This window comes from Pedobacter ghigonis (assembly GCF_903166585.1).
Classification (GTDB): Bacteria; Bacteroidota; Bacteroidia; order Sphingobacteriales; family Sphingobacteriaceae; genus Pedobacter; species Pedobacter ghigonis.
On sequence record NZ_CAESCM010000004.1, the window covers coordinates 71,490 to 93,356 of the forward strand.

Consider the following 21,867-nt stretch of genomic DNA (forward strand, 5'->3'; position numbering starts at 1 on the left):
AATTATGCTTTTAATTATAAAAACACCAAATATCCTTTACAGAAAAAGATAAATCCCAAATTTGTTACCGTTTTTAGAACGGTAAGTTTTAAGAAACACCTGTGTTTACAGTTGTAAACTAAACTGTTGTTTCATTATACATGGACAACACGGTATATTCATACGGGTAATTTAATTCATTTTATATGGCATTTTGAAGGTTTTGGGCTAACAATTAGAAGTTTCTTCAGGAAGGCCCCGCAAAAGAACGCGGATTAAAAAAATTATTGATCAGGCTTAGTTACTGGCTCAACGAAAATTTTAATATTAAACGTACACCCGTCGCACCAGAAACTGAGCAGAATATTTGGCCGTTTTGATTTTAAAAACCTGCAGGTAGAACGCCGTGGACATAACACCTTGATTACATTTAACAAGTAGCCAATTTATCTGTTAACTTTGCGTTATAGTCCAAAATATACCGATGCGTAAATTAAAATTTGTTGTTCTGTTGTTGTGTTGTACATTTTTTGCTGTTGAGGCTGGCGTTAAGCATCCTTTACATGTGAGTACCACCGAAGTAAACTTTAATGCAAAAGACAAAACGCTCGAAATTAGCTGCAAAATTTTTTCGGATGATTTTGAATCGATTTTAGCCAGATTATACAAACAAAAAACAGACCTAAGCAACCCAAACATGAAAAGTGCGATGGATGAGCTGGTTAAAAAATATTTGTTATCGCATTTACAGGTTAAGGCTAATGGAAAAGCAACAACCATAAATTACATTGGCTATGAAATAGACCACGAAGCCACCAATATTTACCTTGAAGTTGAAAAAATATCAACTGTAAAATCGATTGAAGTTAACAATACCATTCTGTACGATCTATTTGACGACCAGATGAGTATTATACATATTGTGAAAGGTCCTGTCCGTAAAAGCAGCAAGATACTCTACCCTGAAAAGAAGTTTGCTGCAAACTTTTAATTGTAATTTTTGTATTAGATAATGGTTAGGCGTTAAATTACCATTAATTTTAATAGCTATATTATTTAAGTTAGTATGAGCTGAGGAATATTTCTTGTTATCTTTTTTTAAATCCGTGTTGTTAAAATAAGTTATGCACCTAATCATCTTCTCCAACATATTAACGCCTCGGATTAAATATATTTTCAGTTTTATATTTAAGGATATACTGAAAACGGAAGTGGAATTTACAAGCAATAGTCAGTATTTTCTGCAAAGCGAGCAGGTAAAAATCAGCTATGGCGATGAAGCCCTGGGTGATGAACTTTTTTTTAAAAGTACACCGCTGCTTTTCTCGAACAAGCTCGAAGAAATCAAACTTAAAAGCATTTCGTTTGGCGATTATCAGGTTCCGTTTGCAGTGGAAGGCTCTGCGTTGACTTTTGATGTTTTTGCAGCTTCTTTTTTCATCATCAGCAGATATGAAGAATACCTCCATCAAAAAGTTTCCGCTACCGATTTTAACCCTACTAAAAGCAGGCAACACAAATGGCAGGTTTTAAACCGGCCGGTTATCGATGAGTGGGCACTGATCATCAAGAGCATGATCCGGAAAAAACATCCGAATTTTAAATTCCATGAGAAAAAATTCCATCATCAACCCACCATCAATTTCAACATTACACCCAAAATGCCGAAAGGTGTTCTAAATAAGACCAGATTTATTTTTAGTTCGGTTTTCAAAAAGGAAAACAGCTATTTCCGTTCAAAATTTGATCAGCTAACAGGTGTCGATGTAAAAAGCGAGGAAGTACTGGATCAGGTAAACGGGTTATTCCGTACTAAAAGGCACCAGCCTTTATATTTTGTTGATTTCCAGCAGATACCACTAGCTCACAGCAATGTAAATGTGATCTCAAAAGCCCTAACGGCCAAAGCCGTTGGCTTATTAAGGCCATGTGCAAGCGATAAACAAAAGATAAGCGAAATTAAAGACGGCCTGGCAAAACTGAAGAAAATCCGCCCGAATATTATTCCTTTAAGCAGCCAGCAACTGGAAATTTTAAAATTTCCAATTTGTTACCTGAATATCCTCAACTCGGGTATCACTACTGATTATTCCATGGGCTACAGCACAGTACCCGGTTTCAGGGCAGGAACCTGCACACCTTTTAACTGGTACGATTTACAACTCGAAAAGGTTACGCCTTTAACCGTAAACCCTTACTGCCTAACCGACCATGTACTTCAGTATTTAACTACCGATGCTGCCATAAAAACGGTGAACCAATATGTTGATGCGGTAAAAGTGGTAAACGGTACTTTTCACAGTAGCTGGCAGCTAAAAAGTTTATCGGAGAACCCCAGGTACAAGAAATTAAAAAGGGTGTTTAACGAGATGCTTAATTACGCAGGTAATTGATTTTAGTTTAAATTCTTAAGCTTAAAATTGCTAAATTTAGGGCAGAAAAACTGTAACCGTCTATCTTTAAACAGGGCACAGCAAAACCGATATTATGATTTTCGATCTAAGCAAAACCCAATCTATCGCCAATACCTTTATTGCCGAACTTCGGGATGAAAATATCCAGAAAGATTCGATGCGTTTTCGCAAAAATATGGAAAGGGTTGGAGAGTTTTTCGCTTACGAAATCAGTAAATCACTTAAATATAAAACCACAGAAATTACCACCCCGCTTGGATTGTCAACATGCGAAGTATTAACCGAACAACCTGTGCTTGCGACAATACTCCGTGCAGGTTTGCCACTACAGCAGGGTTTGCTTAACATTTTCGATAAAGCACCATGCTGTTTCATTTCGGCCTACCGGAAAGTTAAAAAGAGTGGCGATTTTATTATCCAGATGGATTATGTTTCTACACCCGATCTGGAAGGCAGGGTTTTGATTATGGCCGACCCGATGCTGGCCACCGGCCAAAGTATGGTGATGTGTTGTAAGGAATTGATTAACCGCTATAAAATTGCCGAATTGCATATTGTCGCCGCCATAGCCAGTACTGAAGGCATTACCCATGTTAGGGCCAATTTACCCAAAGCAAAACTTTGGCTTGGGGCCATTGATGAAGAAATGACCAGCAAATCCTACATTGTTCCGGGTTTAGGCGATGCCGGCGACCTGGCCTACGGAGAAAAGGTTTAAGTAATAACCTTTTTAAAACCTATAACGCAAAACCTGTGAATATTCTATTTGTATGCAGTAGAAACAAATGGCGTAGTGCCACTGCTGAAACCCTTTACAAAAACCACCCGGATCATGATGTGCGTTCGGCTGGCACCGCAGCATCTGCCAGGACTAAAATCAATGCAAAGCTTATTTTGTGGGCCGATGCAATTTTTGTAATGGAGAAAAAGCATAAACAAATCCTTACCGAACGTTTCGAAGATGAAGCATTAGAGAAAGAAATCATCATTCTGAACATCCCTGATGATTACGAATATATGGACGAAGAACTGGTGGAAGAGATTCAATCAAAAATGACGGCTTATTTATAATTCCAGCAGCAATAGCACCTACCTTTGCAAAAACGACAATTACATTAATGAAAAAACATATCTTCTTTGACCTTGATCATACCATTTGGGATTTTGACCGCAATGCCGAAGAAACCCTGAAAGAGCTTTACCAGACCTATAAATTAGACACACTGGGTATTACATCCTGTAGCGATTTCATCAGCATTTATACCGAAAACAATCACTTGCTATGGGCCGATTATCATTTAGGAAAAATTAGCAAGGATTTCTTAAGGGCTGAGCGGTTCAGTAAAACCTTCATTCAACTGGGTATCCATCCGGATGCGGTGCCACACCAGTTTGAAGCCGATTACGTAAACATTTCGCCAACAAAAACCAATTTGTTTGCAGGTGCCGAGCAGGTATTGGCTTATCTTCAACAAAAATATACCCTGCATATTATTTCGAATGGCTTTAAGGAAACAACTTTAACCAAAATGAATTTATCGAAGCTAAATCCCTATTTCGAAAATGTGATCATATCAGAAGATGTGGGCGTTAATAAACCCAATCCCGTTATTTTCGAATATGCACTCGATAAAGCAAAAGCACTAAAAGCAGAAAGCATTATGATTGGCGACAGTCTTGAAGCAGATATTTACGGCGCATTAAACTTTGGTATGGAAGCCATCTTTTTCAACCCTATGCAAAAAGAGAAACCGCAAGATGTGAAGCATCAAATTGTTCACCTAGAAGAGTTGTTGAAACTTTTTTAAGTTTACTCCTTTTTTGTTTGGTTTTGGCATTGCTTTGGCAAGGTTTCAATACACACACAAATGAAACCTTAATTAACATGAAAAAAACCATCCTATTAGGCCTGGCAATGCTCTTTGCTACCCTAAGTTTTGCTCAAAACAACCGCAATTCAGCTGAAGTATTCCTGCAAATTACCAAAACCGGCAAGTATACCGTATACTTAGACGATGAACTTGTGGGATCGGCCACGGGCAGATTCCGTTTTTACGATGTATATAATTCTAAACCCGAGCTGTCTATAATGCAGGGCGATAGGTTAATCCTAAAAGAGCGGATTAACGTAAATGCACAGGAACGCCTCCTTTTAGGTTTCGATAACGGCAGGTTGAATGTAATTAAACAACTTAGTCTGTTCCGTAACAATCAATATGCTTTAGATGATTTTTATGGTTATACCGGAGATCCCAATACAGCTTCTATTCAGCCAACACTTGCCGACCTAAACTACAGGCTATTATCACCCGAAGCTTTTCAGGAATTTTATACCAGCTATAAAAAATCAAGTTTTGATAACGAAAGGGTGAGGCTTATCAATGCAGTAAATAAGAAAGCTTCATTTTCCAGCAGTCAATGCAAACTCATACTCAAATCATTTACTTTTGATGCTGAACGTTTAAAAATTGCAAAAAGCCTGTATCAAACGGTTATAGACCCACAAAATTATTTTACAATTGCCGAAACGTTCGAATTTTTCAACTATAAAGATGATTTTTTGAATTTCATTGCTAAAGAATAATTCGCTTATCTTTATTCTATGAGGGCTGCAAAAATTAAGGCATCGATACATAAAACGGTCGATGCCTATAAATCAAAACTTTCTGCTTATGCTGATGATATTTTTCAGCAGCAACCGCCAATAGCCGGTTGGAGTTACAGCGAAGTATATTCACATATTTTCGATTCGAGCCTGTTATCGCTTATGGCTTTAGAACACGCTGCAAAAGGTAAAGGCGAAGATAAACCCACTCATTTTGCGGTTAAACTCATTTTGCTTTTAGGGGCACTTCCTCCGGCGCAGCAGTATAAAGTACCTCAAAGGCTGGTCGACAGGGTTAAAAAAATCAGCAAAACGGAAGCACTCGATATTATTTTAGAGTTTGAAGAGGCTTTAGATGACAACTATCCTTTGGTTGGCTTAGCTACCGCTACCTGCAAAACCAAACATCCAAGGCTAGGGTATTTAAATGCCAAACAATGGCTAAGGTTTATCGAAATTCATTTAAAACATCACCTAAGGCAGTTAGAAAGAATAGAAAAGAGTTTTCTGGCGTAAATTAATTTCACCATATTTGAGTAATCCTTAACACTCAACCTCATGAAGAACGCTTTTTATCTGTTAGCCCTTATTTTTTGTTGCGCCTGCAAAAGCGAAAAAAAAGAAACCGCACAGGCCATGATCCCTACACCTGCAGGGATACAGGGACTTCAGAAAGGTAATACAACAGCTGCTCCAACAGCCAGCACAAAAAGTAATCTTATTTTTAATCCACCACATGGCGAGGCCGGACATACCTGCGCATTGGCAGTAGGAGCACCCTTAAACAGAACGGCTGCCGTTCAATCCAAACCAGCGGTGGTAACCCAACCTGCTCCAGCACCTGCAGTGCCTGTAGCCAATACCGCAGGCAAAAAATTAAATCCCAAACATGGCGAACCTGGTCACCGGTGCGATATTGCAGTGGGTGCCCCCTTAGATTCTAAGCCTTTGGCTATAGCCAAAACAATGCCGGCTCAGCCTACGGTTACACAGGTTTCGAATATTAAAGTGGGCAAAGGCTTAAATCCACCACACGGGCAACCTAACCACCGTTGCGACATTGCCGTTGGTGCTCCCTTAAACAGCAAACCAGCCCCAATCGTAGTTCCTCCTCCGGCTGTCGAAACCAAAACACCCGAAACCAAAGCCATAGAAGCCAAAACCGAAGGGAAATAGTTATTGCACAATTTGAATTTTCAATATCGCGCTTAACGCACATTTTTTTACATCTTTGCGTTAATGAAATTACCCGCCATAAAAGGTTTTGACGAAGAAGCATTTAACAAGTATTTTAAAAATACAGGTTGGGTTATGTTCGGGAAGGCATTAAGCTTGATCGTAAACGTCTTAATCACACGCTATCTTGGCCCCGTTTTATTTGGTGATTTGAGCTTTGGCCTATCTCTGGTTGCCATTCTTGCCGCAGTTGGGGCCCTTGGTCTCGACACTTTTATCATCCGCGAAATTATTCAGGAACCTGCTAAACGAGATGAAATTCTGGGAACATCATTATGGCTTAGAATGGTTGCCAATGCGCTACTTATCCCTGTTGCTCTTGGTATTTACTTAATCAGCCATAACTTGTCACCTAATCCTGGTCCTCCTTTAACTTTATTGGTTGGCCTGCTTGCTTTTGCTTCTTTTTTCAAATCCTTTAATATAATCGATGCCTATTTTCAATCGCAGGTGCAATCCAAATATGTGGTTCAGGTACAAAATATCTGCCTAATTACAGTATCGATTATAAAGGTTGCTATTATTGTTTTAGGTCTGCCACTAATCTATATCGTTGGAGCTTACGTTTTGGAGGGACTAATTCTAGCGGCCGGACTGGTAATCGTTTATCAAAAAAGAGGCTTTAGCATTTTTAACTGGACATTTGATAAACAAAGGGCCAAATCATTATTAAAGCAATCTTCGCCGCTAATCCTTTCGGCGGTTATGGTTTCTATTTACATGAAAATAGATGTTCTAATGCTTAAAAGTATAGGAAGCAAGGCAATCGGAATATACAGTTCTGCCCAAAATCTTAGTGAGGCCTGGTATTTTATCCCGGTTGCAATTGTAACTTCTGTATTCCCCGCATTACTAAATGCCCGTAAAACTGACCTTGAGCGTTACCAAAAACGCTTAAAAAACCTTTATGATTTATTGGTTTTTATAAGCCTTCCGGTTGCATTGTTTATTAGTTTTTTCGGTTCAGACATTATTCATCTCGTTTATAAAGGAAAATATGATGGTGCCGGCCCTATGTTATCTATTCACATTTGGTCAGGAATTTTTGTCTTTTTAGGCACAGCAAGTTCTCAATATTTAGTAGCAGAAGGTTTCACAAAAATTTCGTTTTACAGAACTGCGGCCGGTGCGTTAATTAATATCTTATTAAATCTTGTGCTTATTCCAAGATATGGTGGTGTTGGAGCGTCAATTGCAACCCTTATCGCTTGTTTTGTTTCCACATTTTATCTATTATTAATCCCAAAAACCCGCCAACAGGGTATAATGATGTTAAAATCATTACTTTTGGTTACAGCATTTCAAAAAATATTTAAACGTTGAGTACTCTTAAAGCATTAACAACACTAATTGCCAAACCAAACAGGCTTAAGGCATTATTATCATACGGACATAAAGGATACTTAAACAGCATTGGCTGGTTTACGGCCTTTGATAAAAAACAAGCCGTGGATGGAAATGGGAGAGCATTACCCTGGGTGACCTATTCCTTTATCGATTTCATTAAAGAACGAATCAACAAAACGCAGCATATTTTCGAATATGGATCAGGCAGCTCTACATTATTTTATGCAGAGCGCGCAGGTTCAGTTACATCGGTAGAGCACGATAAGGGTTGGTACGATAATGTAAAAAATACAAGCCCGGCTAATGCGGAAATGATATTCTGCCAGTTAGAAAAAGATGGCGAATACGCTAAAAAAGCAACCCTGCTTAACCGTAAATTCGATATCATTATTGTAGATGGCCGCGACCGCGTAAATTGCTGCAAATACAGTGTGGATGCTTTATCGGCAAACGGTGTTCTGGTTTTAGATGATAGTGAGCGCGAAGTTTACCAGCCAGCACGTGTGCTTTTAAAAGCGCAAGGCTTCAAAGAAATCAGTTTCAGCGGAATTTCGCCCGGCTTATTTTACGAAAAGGCTACTTCTGTTTTTTACAAGGAAAACAACTGTTTAGGCATTTAATCCTACTATGTTATGCTAAGCGAAGAAGTAAAAACGGCCTACGATAATTTTTATACCAATAGTGATGTAGCCTGGCGAATGCTGGGTGCCAAATATAAAGCACAAAACATTGTCGAAGTTTGCAAAGGCATTAAACCCAAAAAAGTTTTAGAAGTTGGAGCAGGCGATGGCAGTATCTTACATTTTTTAAACGAATGGACCTTCGCACCCGAACTTTATGCTTTGGAAATTGCACAAAGCGGTGTCGATATCATTAAAGAACGTAACCTATCTAAACTGAAAGAAGTGCAAACCTTTGATGGCTATAAAATCCCTTACGAGGATGATGCTTTCGATCTGGTGATTTTAGCGCATGTTTTAGAACACGTAGAGCACGAACGCATTCTTATCCGCGAATTAAAACGGGTAGCAAAATATATTGTAGTAGAAGTACCCAAGGATTACCGTTTTGGCGTAGACAAACGCATGAAACACTTTTTGGATTATGGGCACATTAACATGTACACCCCTACTTCGCTAAGATTTTTACTACAAAGTGAAGGCCTGGAGATTTTAGCCGATAAAGTTTCGATGACGGCCACCGAAACCGTAAAATTTAATGAGTTTATTAACCGCAAAGCCCCGAAGACCTTTACCAAAAACTTAAAAATAGAACTGGAATATCGTATTAAAAAAGCTTTAGGCAATTTACTGGGAAAGAAAAAACAAGAACAGTTTGCCAATGCTTATACCGTACTCACTCAAAAATCAGATCATAACCTGCATATATTTTAGGTAGTAGTGCACGACTGCATGATCGTCATTTCGAGTAAAGAGAAGCGAAGGCAAGGAATCTGTCTCGAGGTAGATCTCTCCGCTTCACTGCGTTCCGGTCGTGATGACGAGGCGCAAAACGATTGTCCAATTTATTGATAGGTAATTGAAATAAAACAAACATGCAAAAACTTGCCCCCATAGCCCTTTTCGTTTATAACCGTCCGCAGCATACCGAGCGCACATTAAACTTTTTGCAACAGAATGAATTGGCAGCCGAAAGTCAGTTATTTATTTTTTCTGATGGAGCCAAAACTCCGCAGGATGAAGAGAAGGTTAAAGAGGTAAGGGCAATCATCAATAAAACCAAAGGTTTCAAATCGGTTAAAGTAATAGCGCGGCAGGAAAATGCCGGTTTGGCCAATTCAGTAATTGCTGGTGTAAGTCAATTGGTTGACGAATACGACCAGGTAATTGTTTTTGAAGACGATCTGGTTACTTCGCCGCATACCTTAAGCTATTTTAACGATGCTTTAAACCGTTACCGCGAGGAGGAAAAAGTAATGCACATTGGTGCCTACATGTATCCGCTGGTTGCAGAAAAGCTCCCCCAATCGTTTTTTTATCGTGCTGCCACCAGCTGGGGATGGGCGACCTGGGGAAGGGCCTGGAAAAACTTCGAACCGGATATTAACCTTCTAATGAAACAGTTCGACAAGAAAAAGAGAAAAGCCTTTTCTATCGATCATACCATGAATTTCTGGAAACAGATGCTGGAATTTAAAAAAGGCAAAAACAATAGCTGGGCCATCAGGTGGTATGCTTCTATTTTTTTAAAAGGCGGCTTAACACTTAATCCCTCGCAATCTCTGGTCAATAATATCGGGCACGATGGAACCGGTGTACACTCTGGCATAAACGACATTTATAATGTAATTATCAATCCGAAAGCCATAACGGAGTTCCCAACAATAATTGCTGAAGATGCTAGCGCATACAAATCGATAAGAGGATTTTTGGCCAAAAGGAAGGGAAATATGGTAACCCGAATCAGGCGTTTTGTTAAAGAAAAACTAACACAATACTTTTCTAAAAAATAGCAGTTTGCTAAAAAGCCAATCAATGCTATAGCTTCTTGTTGTAAGTTATTAAAAAAATGACAAACCTTTTTTTAAGCGGTCATGTTCTTTTTATACATCGAAACTATAAAAAATAAAAACATGAAAACAACAACAGCAACCGCAGAAGTATTAAACGATCTCATCCAAATTAATAACGACCGCATTGAAGGTTACGAAAAGGGCCGTCAGGAATTAAAAGATGGCGATGCCGATTTAAAATCACTTTTCCTCAATATGATTGGCGAAAGCCAGAAATATAAAATGGCTTTGGCGACTGAAGTATCGGCCTTAGGCGAAGATATTGAAACCGGAACCACCAACTCGGGTAAAATTTACAGGGTTTGGATGGACGTGAAGGCCATGTTTACTGGAAACGACCGTCAAACGGTTTTAAATAATTGCGAATTTGGCGAAGATGCTGCCCAAAATGCTTATAAAATGGCTTTAGAGAGCGAAGATCTTCCAGCTAACATCAGAGAGTTGATTTCGGATCAAAAAGCATCACTCAGGACTTCGCACGATGAAATTAAAAGATTGCGCGACGCTCATGCCTAATTGATAACTTATATAAAAACGAAAAAACTCCCCTAGTTTATAACCTGGGGAGTTTTTTTTCAAGTTGCAAGCAGAAGAGATTTCTCGACTCCGTTACACTTCGAAATGACGATGTTCGAAGTACAAAACTAAGCTTCTAATTCTTTATCTAAATGTTCGGTAACCCGTTGAATGGTATTATCGATCGTATTGCTTAGAATGGTTAAGTAAGAACCTTTTTTAGCGGTCTCAATTGCGATTTGCAAACATTCGGTACTTTTATTGTTTATAATAATTTCCTTGTTCGGATCAACTTCCTTAATCCCTTTTACCAGTAAATCAACTAGCTCCTGCTGTGCTCGTCCCCGAAGGTACTTCTCCTGACATACGTAAATCTTATCAAACATCTGAGCCGAAATGCGGGCTGTTTCTATAATATCTTCATCTCTTCTGTCGCCGGTTGCCGAAATAATCCCCACATGTTCAGTTGCCTCTACACCTTGCAGGAAACCTTTAACACCATTAAAGCCATCGGGGTTGTGTGCAAAATCTACCAGCACCTTAAAATCTTTGAACCTGAAAACGTTCATCCTTCCCGGCGTGTGTGCAGCAGAAGGAATAAAAGTTTCTAATGCCAGACGGATATCTTCAGGTTTGTAGCCCCATAAATAAGTTGCCAATGTTGCAGCAAGCACATTCTGGATCATAAAATTTACAGAGCCGCCAAAAGTTAGCGGAATGTGGGTGGCTTTATCTACCCTTAATTTCCAGTCGCCAGTTTTTATGGTAATGTAACCGTTCTCGTAAATGGCGGCAATACCACCTTTTTTACAATGCTCTTTAACTACCGGATTATTTTCATCCATGCTAAAATAAGCCACATTACAGCGGGCATCTTTCGCTATGCGTACACAATAACCGTTATCGGCATTTAATACCGCCCAGCCTTTACGCCTAACCGCCCCGATGACAACGGCCTTTACACGGGTTAAATCGTCGAGGTTATGGATGTCTGAAATCCCCAGGTGGTCTTCCTGAATATTGGTTACCACGCCGATATCGCAGGTATTAAAACCTAATCCGGCCCTTAAAATTCCTCCACGGGCTGTTTCAAGCACAGCAAATTCTACCGTTGGGTCTTTTAAAATAAATTCGGCACTCACCGGGCCTGTGGTATCGCCTTTCATTAACATCGTATTGTGTACGTATACCCCATCGCTGGTAGTAAAACCTACACGTTTACCATTACTGCGGATAATATGTGCAATTAAACGCGTAGTGGTGGTTTTTCCGTTTGTTCCGGTTACGGCAATGATTGGAATCTGCGACAGCTTTCCCTGAGGATAAAGCATATCGATAACAGGTGCAGCCACATTTCGGGGTAAGCCTTCGCTTGGCGCTAAGTGCATCCTGAAACCTGGAGCTGCGTTTACTTCCAAAACAACCCCTCCGTTTTCGGTTAATGGCTGGGTAAGGTTTTGCGCCATGATATCTATCCCGCAAATATCCAAACCAATTACCCTCGAAATCCTTTCGCAAATAAAAATATTTTGTGGATGTACCACATCGGTTACATCGATCGATGTTCCGCCTGTGCTCAAGTTAGCTGTCGATTTTAAATAAACAATTTCTCCCTTTTCGGGTATAGTTGTTAAAGTATATTCTTTCTTGGCCAATAAATCCAGCGTATCGCGGTCAACTGCTATTTCTGTTAACACATTTTCGTGCCCGTAGCCGCGGCGTGGATCTTCATTTTCCAAATCAATCAACTCCTGAATGGTATGGATTCCGTTTCCTCTTACATGCGCCGGATCGCGTTGCGCTGCAGCTACCACTTTATGGTCGATTACCAATACCCGGAAATCGTATCCGGTTATGAACCTTTCAATAATTACCCTTCGTGAGTAAGTTTTGGCATATTCGAAAGCAGCTACTGCGGCTTCCATGGTTTTCACGTTAATCGTTGCTCCCTTGCCATGGTTGCCATCCAAAGGTTTAAATACCAGCGGGAAGCCCACTTTTTTAACCGACGCTTCTAAATCATCGATATTCGAAATGGTTACCCCTGCTGCAACCGGAATGGCAGCCTCAGTAAGCAAACGCTTTGTTTCCTCTTTGTTACTGGCAATATCTACAGCTATGCTGCTTGTTTTTTCGGTCATGGTTGCCCTGAAACGGACCTGGTTTTTACCATAGCCCAGTTGCACCAACGAACTTTTATTCAGCCTGATCCATGGAATGCTTCTGCTCACCGCTTCTTCAACAATAGAAGCAGTACTTGGTCCCAGTGCTTCAAGCTCTCTGATTTCTTTCATCCGGCGGATATCGTGCTCCAGATCGTACTCTTTATTGTCGATAAGTGCTTCAGCAATCCGCACGGCAGCTTCTGCAGCATAAACGCCAACTTTTTCTTCCAGATAACTGAACACCACATTGTAAATGCCTTCGGTTTTGGTCATACGTGTTCTGCCAAAGCCAGTATCCATCCCCGCAAGGGTTTGAATTTCTAAAGCAATGTGCTCAATTACGTGTCCCATCCAGGTGCCTTCTTTCACGCGGGTAAAAAAGCCTCCCTCTACACCTTTAGAACAACGGTGGGTAAACATGCTGGGCAGCAATTTCTCAATCCTTTCGCTAAATCCTTCGATCACGTTGGTTGGCTTCTGTTCCATATCCTCCAAATCCAAACGCATTTGAATTAGCTTTTTCCTGTTAATCGACCAAATATTTGGCCCTCTTAGTACTTGTATGTTTGATATCTTCATGTAATGTTTTGCTCGCTTTTTAATGTTAATCAAGGCGTTGGGGTGGCCAATTACCAGTCAGTTTACAGCATAAAATGCTGACTGTAAATTATGCATTTATTCTCAGAATAGCGCCTACCTTTGGTTAAATCAATTTTAATGGGTATTTGTTTTATTTTTAGGTACATGCTTGTTAATTTTATGTTATATTATTTCAACTTTTGTTAATAACTTAAATAATATTGACAAAAAAAGTCGCGTTTTTTATCATAAGCCTATATATTTGGATTTTTTGATATCAAATACACAAAAAATGGTTCCGGAAGGTAAACTCATCATTATTGGAGGCGCAATAAACACAGGCAGCTTTGCCGAAACTCAATTCGGATTGCCTGATAACATGAACTTTTTTGAGCGTGGAATTTTAAAGCGGATTACAACCGAGTCTGTAAAAGATACCGAATCACGTTTCGAAATTATCACAACAGCATCCCTAATGCCTGAAAAAGTAGGCGAAGAATACATTAAAGCCTACGCGCAATTAGATGTGCACAATGTTGGGGTATTAAACATTACCAACCGTGAAGAGGCCAATGCCGACGAAAACTACGAACGTATTAAAGCGGCAGAAGTAATTATTTTTACCGGCGGCGACCAGCTTCGCCTTTCATCTATTTTTGGCGGCACTAAAATCCATCAGCTCCTGCTCGAAAAATACAGAACCGAACCAGTGGTTATTGCGGGTACATCGGCCGGAGCAGCAGCCAGCTCAAAAAACATGATTTACCAGGGCAGCAGTAAAGATGCCTTATTGAAAGGTGAAGTTAAAATTACTGGCGGACTTGGCTTTATTGATGATGTAATTGTAGATACACATTTTGTACAACGCGGCAGAATTGGTCGTTTACTATATGCAGCAGCCAGTAATCCGGGTATCTTAGGCATTGGCCTTGGCGAAGACACCGGCCTTTTCATTTCGGATGGGCACGTGATGGAAGCCATAGGCTCTGGCATGGTAATTTTAGTGGATGGACGTACAATGGCCGATACCAATTTAACAGATGTTGAAATGGGGCAACCGGTATCGATCAAGAACATGGTGGTGCATGTAATGTGCGATGGCGATGTTTACGACCTGAACGACCATAGTTTGATTATCCAGCACCCAAAAGTAGCGCCGATAGCGTAATCAGTGGGCAATTATTGCTAACTTGATACTAAATCATACTACTTCATCCTAACAAAATGAAACTAATTATACACGGAGGCTTTTTTAGCGAATCGTCTACCAACCAGGAAACCAAAAAAGCGAAGCAAGATGCACTCGCAGAAATTGTAAGCCTTGGCCATGCTTATTTGCAGCACCACACCGCTTTAGAAACTGTAGTTTACACCGTTGCCTTACTCGAGGATAACGAACTGTTTAATGCAGGTATTGGCTCACAGATTCAAAGCGATGGAAAAGTGCGCTTAAGTTCGGCCTTAATGGATGGTAAAACTGAAAAGTTCAGCGGTGTAATTAATGTTGAAGATGTTAAAAATCCGATTAAAATTGCGCAAAACCTGCTAACATACGATGACCGCGTTTTAAGCGGACAGGGTGCGCAGGATTTTGCACGCAGAAACGGATTCGAGTACTTCAATCCTATCATTGCGCAGCGCCAAGCCGAATACGAAGCCAAATTAAATCAAAAAAATAACAAAGGTACCGTTGGTTGTGTAGCCCTCGATGCAGCTGGAAATATAGCCGCGGCCACTTCTACCGGAGGTAAAGGCTTCGAAATTCCCTGCCGGGTAAGCGATTCGGCCACAGTAGCAGGCAATTTTGCCAATGCCCATGCGGGTATTTCGTGCACCGGTGTAGGCGAAGATATTGTAAGCGGTGCACTGGCAGCTAAAATTGTAACACGGGTTACGGATGGTTTTTCTTTAAAAGATGCTGCCGATAAATCTTTCGCCGAACTTAAAGCTTTTGATGGCTTTGCAGGCATTATAGGCATATCTGCAGCAGGCGAAGTGTACCACTGCGATTCTCATCCATACATGGTTTGGGCATCTTTCGATGTTAATTTACAGGTATTTAGCTGAAATTAAATTTAAAGTATTATTTTTGTTGCATGACCAGGATTGTATTGGCTTTAATTTGCCTTTTTGCATCAGTACAACTACGTGCTCAAAATATCGATAAACCAGAAATCCAGGAACCAAACGGAGGTAACGCAATCAATATTGCCGTATCTAAATTTGAATTGGAAGACGGCAACTCTTTTTTTGAGGAAGCAGAAGATTTAGAACGAAAAGGTGACTACAATGAAGCGCTAACCCTATTTGGCAAGGCAGCATTCGAGTATAACGCGGTAAAGAATTTTAACCGCTATGGCCAGGCTGTGATCAAAATGAGCACCATGCACTATCAATTGGGCCGCTTTTCTGATGCCGAACAAATCCTGTTAAACGTTGCTTTAAAAAATTATTCCAAAACCGGCAACAGGGTGGGTGTGATGAATACTTATAGCCTTTTAGGCAAAGTTTATCTCGCCAATACCAAATACACGCAATCCATGTGGTTTTACACCCAGCAGGGCATATTGGCTAAGCAATTAAAAAGCAATAATTCCTACATCGAATCGATGCTGGGCATTGTGCAGGTTAAAATTAAAAAGAAAGATTTTAGCCTGGCCCTCCGCGATTTAAAATCGGCCGAATGGTTTGCCAATTCTGTTAAAACAACCCAATACAAAAGCCAGATTAAAGATGCGCGTGATGTAATTGCCAGTAAAACCGCTGGAAAAAAGGGCTAAAATAAAGCGCTCCTGCCCCAATTATTTAATTGTTACTATTCATTTGGCAGCTCATTTTGTGCAAAGCAATACGAACATGCCTAAACATTAGTGTCTTGCAAATTGATTTTCGTACTAAACTGACCATTTATCGTCTGCAAATGGTCAAATTTCGATAGCTTGTTAAAACAAAAAATTAGCGCTAACGTTCTCCTATTGTTATTGTTAAATAAAAAGCTTTTAGCTAGATTTGATCAAGTTTTAACAAGAGACGGTAATAATGCTGTCTCTTTTTTGTTTTTTTGCTAAAATGGTATCATATTGGCTATATAGAATTGGAAATGGATTTTAAATCATTTAAAGAGATGTTAAGAAGAATATTTTTTGTAATTTTTACTGCAGCAGTACTTGCTTGTCATGCTGCACCTAAAACTCAGCCAATGGTTGAGGGTGTTACGAATGTGAAACCAGATGAGCAACAACAACTCGTTATTAAAGAAGTTGTTAATTTAATTGAGAGCTACAACTACAAAAAAATTCAGGTCAACGATTCTATATCTTCGCTTATTTTAGATAAGTACATCAAATCTTTAGACCCGGGAAGAAACTACTTCCTTGCTACTGATATCAAAGAGTTCGAAAAATACAGATATACACTTGACGATGACTTTAAAAACGGCGATTTAAGCGGTCCGTTTTACATCTACAATGTTTACGCAAAAAGATTAAATGAATACTTTACTTATTCTTTGGCGCAGATTAAAACCAAATTCGATTTTAACCAGACTGATAGCTACGTTTACGACCGCGAGAAAATGCCATGGGCTGCTACTTCAGCTGCGTTAAACGATACCTGGAAAAAACGTGTTAAATACGAACTGGTTAACTTAAACCTGGCTGGCACCACAGATGCTAAAAACGTAGAAACTCTAACCAAACGTTACCAGAATTTACAATCGCAAACATCGAAAACCAATAACCAGGATGTTTTCCAAATCCTGATGGATGCCTTTACCGAATCTATCGATCCGCATACCAATTATTTTGTGCCGGCAAGGGCTACAGAATTTAACGAAGAAATGTCGCGTTCTTTCGAAGGTATTGGTGCCCGTTTACAATTGGAAAACGAGGTCGTTAAAATTTCAGAAATTATTCCGGGTGGACCAGCTTTTAAAGGCAAACAATTAAGCGCCGGCGACAGGATCATTGCTGTAGCACAGGGTGATGGTGAGTTTGTTGATGTTATTGGCTGGAGACTTGACGTTACTGTAACCAAAATTAAAGGACCTAAAGGCACCAAAGTACGTTTGAAAGTAATTCCTGTCGGGAAAGAAATGTCGTCTAAGCCGGTAATTATTGAGCTTGTAAGAGAGAAAATCATTCTTGAAGATCAGTCGGCTAAGAAAAAAGTTAAAACCATTACCTCAAACGGTAAAGATTATAAAATCGGTATCATCTCATTACCGGCATTCTATGCAGATTTCAAAGCCGCAAACGCAGGTGATAAAAACTATAAAAGCACAACCCGTGACGTAAGAAAGCTGGTTGATTCGTTAAAAAACATCGATAAAGTAAATGCTATTGTATTGGATTTACGCGGAAACGGTGGTGGCTCATTGGTTGAAGCCATTTCGTTAACCGGTTTATTCATTGATAGAGGCCCTGTTGTTCAGGTGAAAGATTTACGAGGTAAAATAGAAGTAGATGAAGATGAAAACAGCGGTGTAGCCTGGAACGGTCCGTTTGGCGTAATGGTAGACCGTTTAAGTGCTTCAGCATCCGAAATTTTTGCCGGAGCAATTCAGGATTATGGCCGTGGTATTGTAATGGGCAGCCAAACCTATGGTAAAGGTACTGTTCAATCATCAATCGATTTGAACAAACTGGTAAACCCAAGCATGTTGCAAAGGGTAGCCGGATTAATTGCTAAAGATAAAACCGTTGGTACTTCTCCAAGTTCGGCCAACCCGGCAGATATTAACCTGGGGCAGATTAATTTAACCATGGCTAAGTTTTACCGTGTTGCTGGTAGCAGTACACAGCATAAAGGCGTAACACCTGATGTGGTTTTCCCTTCTGTTTACCCAATGGATAAAATTGGAGAAGATACCGAACCATCTGCCCTGCCATGGGATGTGATTGCCAGCTCTAACTTTAAACCTGTAGCCAATTTAACTGCTGTAAAAGCTCAACTGATTAAAAACAGTGAGCAACGCATTGCCAGCTCTTTAGATTTTAAATACCTGAAACAAGATATTGCTGATCTGAAAAAACGTGATGCTGAAACTTCTGTAACCTTGAACGAAGCTAAACTTAAAGCAGAGCGTGATGCACAGGAAGCTAAATCGCTTGCCAGACAGAATGAATTAAGAGCATTAAGAGGCTTGCCAGCAATTAAAAAAGGTGATAAAATTACCAAACAAGACGCTTTCGATTTTATTGAAGATGAATCGTTAAAAGTAATGGGCGATTTTATGCAACAATCGGGTAATTATGTAATGAACCTGGGCATCCCTGCAGCAGAGAAAATTAACAAGTAGTAAAATACTTAATCATAAAAAAGCCTATCAGTAAAAAATCTGATAGGCTTTTTTATTGAGATCAAATTGAAAAATCAGGATAAAACCTGAACATGCTATCTACTTCTTAGCTTTGAATTTTTAAGCCTTTTTAGCATTATTTTGCGATTGCTGCATCGCCATCATTTCTTTCATTGTTTTATTCATGCCTTCGGTACTGCCATCTAAAAAGATCACATTACCTTCGCTATACTCGGCAAATTGTTTAATTGCCTCTGTCCACATCGTAAATAAAATTACCGAAGTATCTAAATTGGCCTGTTGCATTTCGTGTGCAGCGTTGGTCATACCCTTTGCTACCTCTTCTCTAAACAAGGCAATACCCTGACCACGTAACTGGGCAGCTTCGCGTTCGGCTGTAGCTGCAATTTTAATGGCATTACCATCTGCCTCGGCTGCTTTGGTTTTGGTAATCAATAAAGCCTGACCTTCGTTTTCGGCAGCCGCTTTTAAGTTGTTCGATGCCACCACACGGCTCATTGAGCGCATAATTTCCTCATCAAAAGTAATATCGTTTAACTGAAGATCCTGAAGGTGGTAACCCCAGCCATCCAAAACCTGATCGATTTGCTCTTTAACGTGCAGTACAATTTCGTTACGCTGTGCCAATACATTGGCCTGCTTTTGCGTAGCCACATAAGCCCTTATCGAACCTTCAATGGTTCTAATCAAAGCCTGCATCAGGTTAGTCGCATCAACGAATTTAAAAGCCACATTTTTGATGGTCTCTTCGTCCTGGTTAATTACAGAATATAAAAGCATGGCTTTAAAGTAAACGTTGGCCTGATCTTGTGTAACCGCCTGGAAAGATAATTCAACCGAGCGGTTCTGGATCGATATACGCGAGTAAATCTGCTCAATTAAAGGGATTTTAAAATTCAACCCTGGTCTAAGTAATCTTTGGTATTTGCCAAAAACGGTTACTACCGCTATTGTACCCTGTTTAACGGTTACAAATGAGCTTAACAGGATAATTACCCCAAGCGCGATGAGAATGTAAAGTGTGTATTGCATAATTAGATTTTTTTATGAAGTTATAAAAATTCATACAAACTCCATCAGGCATTTTGTAGCTTTAAGCTTTCTAGCTAACTTATAAACAATGAAAATTAAACTAATCTTTGCTGCTGCTGGCTCTTTACTGTTGGCTGCGTGCCAAAATAAGCAACATCAAGATGCGGATGTTGTGACTAACCGCTCCGAATTTTTTGATAAAGCCGGGATGGACACTACTGTAAAACCCGGAGATAATTTTTTCTTATATGCCAATGGCAAATGGATAAAAAATACCGAAATCCCAAAAACAGAAACCGGCTGGGGCTCTTTTTATACGCTCCATAACGACAACCTTAAAAATCTGAATAAGATTCTCGAAAATGCTTCGACAGCGGTTGCGGCAAAAGGGAGTGTAGAACAAAAAGTGGGCGATTTTTACGCCAGTGGTATGGACACATTAACTATAGAAAAATTAGGTATTGATCCCATAAAACCACTTCTAGCCAAAATAGATGGCATTAAAAATGATAAAGATTTAGTCGGTTTTATTGCTGATGGCTATAAAAATGGGGAAGGGGATTTATTGGGATTTAGTATAGATCCGGACGATAAATTAAGTACAAAAAATGCATTATCATTTTCACAAGCCGGCTTAACCTTGCCTGATCGGAGTTACTACTTAGAACAGGATGAAAAGGCAAAGAAAATAAGAGCTGAATATACTAAATACATCACAAAAATTTTTAGCCTGGCAGGCGATTCGGTAAATGCAGCCAAATACGCTGAAAATATTTTAAAACTTGAAACAAGTATTGCGCAATCGCATTCTACCCCGGTGCAATTACGTGATCCGCAGAAAAACTATAATAAAATGACAGTGGCCGATTTTCAGAAACAGACCCCAAACATCGAATGGGTATCTGTTTTGAACAAATTGGGCACTATAACTGACACGGTTATTGTTCGACAGCCAAAATACTATCAGGCTTTATCAGCACTGGTAAAAAGTCAGCCAATAGAAATCTGGAAGGAAAAGCTAAAATTTGATGCTTTAAGCAGATCTGCAAATTCATTTACCAAGAAGTTCAGAGATGCTAAATTCGACTTCTTTTCTAAAACACTTTATGGACAGCAAGCCCCCACCGAAAGGTGGAAAGCCATTGTAAATGCTACAGATCGTAGTCTGGGCGAGCTTTTGGGCCAGTTATATGCTGAGAAATACTTCAAGCCGGAAGCCAAAGAACGCATGTTAACTTTGGTAAACAATTTACAAAAAGTGTATGCAGAAAGAATCCAGAATGTAGACTGGATGACAGCGGAAACCAAAAAGAAGGCATTAGAAAAATTAAACGCATTTATTAAAAAAATCGGCTATCCAGATAAGTGGAAAAAATATGACGATGTTGAAGTTTCGAAAAATACTTATTATGCAAATCTCCAATCGGCAAATAAACATGCCTATAAAGAAATGATCGATAAGCTCGGTAAAAATGTCGATAAAACAGAATGGGGCATGACACCGCCTACTGTCAATGCCTATTACAATCCATCTTTTAATGAAATTGTTTTCCCTGCCGGTATCCTACAGTTTCCTTTCTTTGATTTTGCTGCAGATGACGCCATTAACTACGGTGCAATTGGTGCGGTAATCGGGCACGAGATGACACATGGCTTTGATGATCAGGGTCGCCAGTACGATGCTGCAGGTAACTTAAAAGAATGGTGGACCAAAGCCGATGCAGATCAATTTAAAGTTAAAGCAGGTAAAGTAGAGGCCTTTTATAACAATTTCACTTTACTTGACAACCAACATGTAAACGGATCGCTAACACTAGGCGAAAATCTGGCTGATATTGGCGGACTAAATATTGCATATGATGCATTTAAACTAACCGAACAAGCAAAAGACGACAAAAAAATTGATGGTTTTACACCAGATCAACGCTTCTTTTTAAGTTTTGCCCAGGTTTGGAGAATTAAAGACCGCGACGAAAGTATGCGCGTACGCTTAAAAACCGATCCACATAGTCCGGAAATGTTCCGGGTAAATGGCCCTGTTTATAACATGGAGGCCTTCTATAAAGCATTTAATATTCCTGTCACGGCAAAAATGTATGTGGCGCCCGCAAAAAGATTAGGCGTATGGTAAGTTAAGATTT

20 protein-coding genes are annotated in these 21,867 nt (G+C 39.7%); 18 read left to right on the top strand and 2 right to left on the bottom strand.

Annotation, left to right across the window (positions count from 1 at the left end; genetic code table 11):
- Window positions 1-463: 463 nt before the first annotated feature.
- The 13 genes from HWV58_RS07995 to HWV58_RS08055 all read left to right on the top strand — a co-directional run bounded on the left by HWV58_RS07995 (window position 464) and on the right by HWV58_RS08055 (window position 10,630).
- Window positions 464-970: a DUF6702 family protein gene (locus HWV58_RS07995; protein WP_175633601.1), complete on the top strand. Its 507-nt coding sequence runs from the start codon at window positions 464-466 to the stop codon at window positions 968-970.
- Window positions 971-1,190: 220 nt separating this feature from the next.
- Window positions 1,191-2,372: a DUF7033 domain-containing protein gene (locus HWV58_RS08000; protein WP_175633602.1), complete on the top strand. Its 1,182-nt coding sequence runs from the start codon at window positions 1,191-1,193 to the stop codon at window positions 2,370-2,372.
- Window positions 2,373-2,466: 94 nt separating this feature from the next.
- The gene (gene upp, locus HWV58_RS08005; RefSeq protein ID WP_175633603.1) at window positions 2,467-3,111 is read left to right on the top strand and encodes a uracil phosphoribosyltransferase; all 645 of its coding nucleotides are present in this window, start codon (window positions 2,467-2,469) and stop codon (window positions 3,109-3,111) included.
- Between the two features lie 35 nt (window positions 3,112-3,146).
- On the top strand, window positions 3,147-3,464 hold the full coding sequence (locus HWV58_RS08010; protein WP_175633604.1) for a low molecular weight protein tyrosine phosphatase family protein: 318 nt from the start codon (window positions 3,147-3,149) through the stop codon (window positions 3,462-3,464).
- A 47-nt stretch (window positions 3,465-3,511) separates the two neighbouring features.
- Complete coding sequence (locus tag HWV58_RS08015; RefSeq protein WP_175633605.1) at window positions 3,512-4,201, top strand: YjjG family noncanonical pyrimidine nucleotidase; 690 nt, start codon at window positions 3,512-3,514, stop codon at window positions 4,199-4,201.
- A 77-nt stretch (window positions 4,202-4,278) separates the two neighbouring features.
- Window positions 4,279-4,977, top strand: a complete 699-nt coding sequence (locus tag HWV58_RS08020; RefSeq protein WP_175633606.1) for a DUF4476 domain-containing protein — start codon at window positions 4,279-4,281, stop codon at window positions 4,975-4,977.
- An 18-nt stretch (window positions 4,978-4,995) separates the two neighbouring features.
- Window positions 4,996-5,514 carry a DinB family protein gene (locus HWV58_RS08025; protein WP_175633607.1) on the top strand — a complete coding sequence of 173 codons (519 nt, stop codon included), beginning with the start codon at window positions 4,996-4,998 and terminating at the stop codon, window positions 5,512-5,514.
- Window positions 5,515-5,556: 42 nt separating this feature from the next.
- A complete protein-coding gene (locus HWV58_RS08030) occupies window positions 5,557-6,174 on the top strand; it encodes a hypothetical protein (protein WP_175633608.1) in 618 nt (205 codons plus the stop codon).
- Between the two features lie 63 nt (window positions 6,175-6,237).
- On the top strand, window positions 6,238-7,557 hold the full coding sequence (locus tag HWV58_RS08035) for a flippase (RefSeq protein WP_175633609.1): 1,320 nt from the start codon (window positions 6,238-6,240) through the stop codon (window positions 7,555-7,557).
- Window positions 7,554-8,201 (top strand): class I SAM-dependent methyltransferase, encoded by a 648-nt coding sequence (locus tag HWV58_RS08040; RefSeq protein WP_175633610.1) that lies wholly within the window; start codon window positions 7,554-7,556, stop codon window positions 8,199-8,201. The genes HWV58_RS08035 and HWV58_RS08040 overlap by 4 nt, the downstream gene beginning before the upstream one ends.
- 12 nt (window positions 8,202-8,213) lie before the next feature.
- Window positions 8,214-8,975: a class I SAM-dependent methyltransferase gene (locus HWV58_RS08045; RefSeq protein WP_175633611.1), complete on the top strand. Its 762-nt coding sequence runs from the start codon at window positions 8,214-8,216 to the stop codon at window positions 8,973-8,975.
- Window positions 8,976-9,136: 161 nt separating this feature from the next.
- Complete coding sequence (locus HWV58_RS08050; RefSeq protein ID WP_175633612.1) at window positions 9,137-10,054, top strand: glycosyltransferase; 918 nt, start codon at window positions 9,137-9,139, stop codon at window positions 10,052-10,054.
- A gap of 120 nt (window positions 10,055-10,174) precedes the next feature.
- Window positions 10,175-10,630, top strand: coding sequence for a PA2169 family four-helix-bundle protein (locus HWV58_RS08055; RefSeq protein ID WP_175633613.1), 456 nt, complete (start codon window positions 10,175-10,177; stop codon window positions 10,628-10,630).
- A gap of 128 nt (window positions 10,631-10,758) precedes the next feature.
- Here the strand turns inward: HWV58_RS08055 and cphA are convergent, their stop codons facing one another.
- Entirely contained in the window at window positions 10,759-13,374 is a 2,616-nt protein-coding gene (gene cphA / locus HWV58_RS08060; RefSeq protein WP_175633614.1) for a cyanophycin synthetase, read from the bottom strand.
- A gap of 292 nt (window positions 13,375-13,666) precedes the next feature.
- Between cphA and HWV58_RS08065 the strand changes: the two genes are divergently transcribed.
- From HWV58_RS08065 to HWV58_RS08080, 4 genes are all read left to right on the top strand, one after another.
- Complete coding sequence (locus HWV58_RS08065; RefSeq protein WP_175633615.1) at window positions 13,667-14,542, top strand: cyanophycinase; 876 nt, start codon at window positions 13,667-13,669, stop codon at window positions 14,540-14,542.
- A gap of 56 nt (window positions 14,543-14,598) precedes the next feature.
- Entirely contained in the window at window positions 14,599-15,441 is an 843-nt protein-coding gene (locus HWV58_RS08070; protein ID WP_175633616.1) for an isoaspartyl peptidase/L-asparaginase, read from the top strand.
- A gap of 29 nt (window positions 15,442-15,470) precedes the next feature.
- On the top strand, window positions 15,471-16,154 hold the full coding sequence (locus tag HWV58_RS08075; RefSeq protein ID WP_175633617.1) for a hypothetical protein: 684 nt from the start codon (window positions 15,471-15,473) through the stop codon (window positions 16,152-16,154).
- 344 nt (window positions 16,155-16,498) lie between these two features.
- On the top strand, window positions 16,499-18,673 hold the full coding sequence (locus HWV58_RS08080; protein ID WP_235972680.1) for a carboxy terminal-processing peptidase: 2,175 nt from the start codon (window positions 16,499-16,501) through the stop codon (window positions 18,671-18,673).
- Window positions 18,674-18,793: 120 nt separating this feature from the next.
- On the opposite strand, the gene HWV58_RS08085 is transcribed toward HWV58_RS08080, so the two are convergent.
- Window positions 18,794-19,726 (bottom strand): SPFH domain-containing protein, encoded by a 933-nt coding sequence (locus HWV58_RS08085; RefSeq protein ID WP_124562014.1) that lies wholly within the window; start codon window positions 19,724-19,726, stop codon window positions 18,794-18,796.
- Between the two features lie 88 nt (window positions 19,727-19,814).
- Here HWV58_RS08085 and HWV58_RS08090 point away from each other — a divergent pair, with 88 nt between their 5' ends.
- Window positions 19,815-21,857 carry a M13 family metallopeptidase gene (locus HWV58_RS08090; protein ID WP_175633619.1) on the top strand — a complete coding sequence of 681 codons (2,043 nt, stop codon included), beginning with the start codon at window positions 19,815-19,817 and terminating at the stop codon, window positions 21,855-21,857.
- Window positions 21,858-21,867 lie beyond the last annotated feature (10 nt).

What these genes read in the sequence shown, in the direction of transcription:
- HWV58_RS08075 (WP_175633617.1), top strand. Translation starts at nt 15,471, where the DNA reads ATGACCAGGATTGTATTGGCTTTAATTTGCCTTTTTGCATCAGTACAA.
- HWV58_RS08015 (WP_175633605.1), top strand. Translation starts at nt 3,512, where the DNA reads ATGAAAAAACATATCTTCTTTGACCTTGATCATACCATTTGGGATTTT.
- HWV58_RS08055 (WP_175633613.1), top strand. Translation starts at nt 10,175, where the DNA reads ATGAAAACAACAACAGCAACCGCAGAAGTATTAAACGATCTCATCCAA.
- HWV58_RS08025 (WP_175633607.1), top strand. Translation starts at nt 4,996, where the DNA reads ATGAGGGCTGCAAAAATTAAGGCATCGATACATAAAACGGTCGATGCC.
- HWV58_RS08085 (WP_124562014.1), bottom strand. Translation starts at nt 19,726, where the DNA reads ATGCAATACACACTTTACATTCTCATCGCGCTTGGGGTAATTATCCTG.
- HWV58_RS08030 (WP_175633608.1), top strand. Translation starts at nt 5,557, where the DNA reads ATGAAGAACGCTTTTTATCTGTTAGCCCTTATTTTTTGTTGCGCCTGC.
- HWV58_RS07995 (WP_175633601.1), top strand. Translation starts at nt 464, where the DNA reads ATGCGTAAATTAAAATTTGTTGTTCTGTTGTTGTGTTGTACATTTTTT.
- HWV58_RS08080 (WP_235972680.1), top strand. Translation starts at nt 16,499, where the DNA reads ATGTTAAGAAGAATATTTTTTGTAATTTTTACTGCAGCAGTACTTGCT.
- upp (WP_175633603.1), top strand. Translation starts at nt 2,467, where the DNA reads ATGATTTTCGATCTAAGCAAAACCCAATCTATCGCCAATACCTTTATT.
- HWV58_RS08050 (WP_175633612.1), top strand. Translation starts at nt 9,137, where the DNA reads ATGCAAAAACTTGCCCCCATAGCCCTTTTCGTTTATAACCGTCCGCAG.
- HWV58_RS08090 (WP_175633619.1), top strand. Translation starts at nt 19,815, where the DNA reads ATGAAAATTAAACTAATCTTTGCTGCTGCTGGCTCTTTACTGTTGGCT.
- HWV58_RS08045 (WP_175633611.1), top strand. Translation starts at nt 8,214, where the DNA reads ATGCTAAGCGAAGAAGTAAAAACGGCCTACGATAATTTTTATACCAAT.
- HWV58_RS08065 (WP_175633615.1), top strand. Translation starts at nt 13,667, where the DNA reads ATGGTTCCGGAAGGTAAACTCATCATTATTGGAGGCGCAATAAACACA.
- cphA (WP_175633614.1), bottom strand. Translation starts at nt 13,374, where the DNA reads ATGAAGATATCAAACATACAAGTACTAAGAGGGCCAAATATTTGGTCG.
- HWV58_RS08070 (WP_175633616.1), top strand. Translation starts at nt 14,599, where the DNA reads ATGAAACTAATTATACACGGAGGCTTTTTTAGCGAATCGTCTACCAAC.
- HWV58_RS08020 (WP_175633606.1), top strand. Translation starts at nt 4,279, where the DNA reads ATGAAAAAAACCATCCTATTAGGCCTGGCAATGCTCTTTGCTACCCTA.
- HWV58_RS08035 (WP_175633609.1), top strand. Translation starts at nt 6,238, where the DNA reads ATGAAATTACCCGCCATAAAAGGTTTTGACGAAGAAGCATTTAACAAG.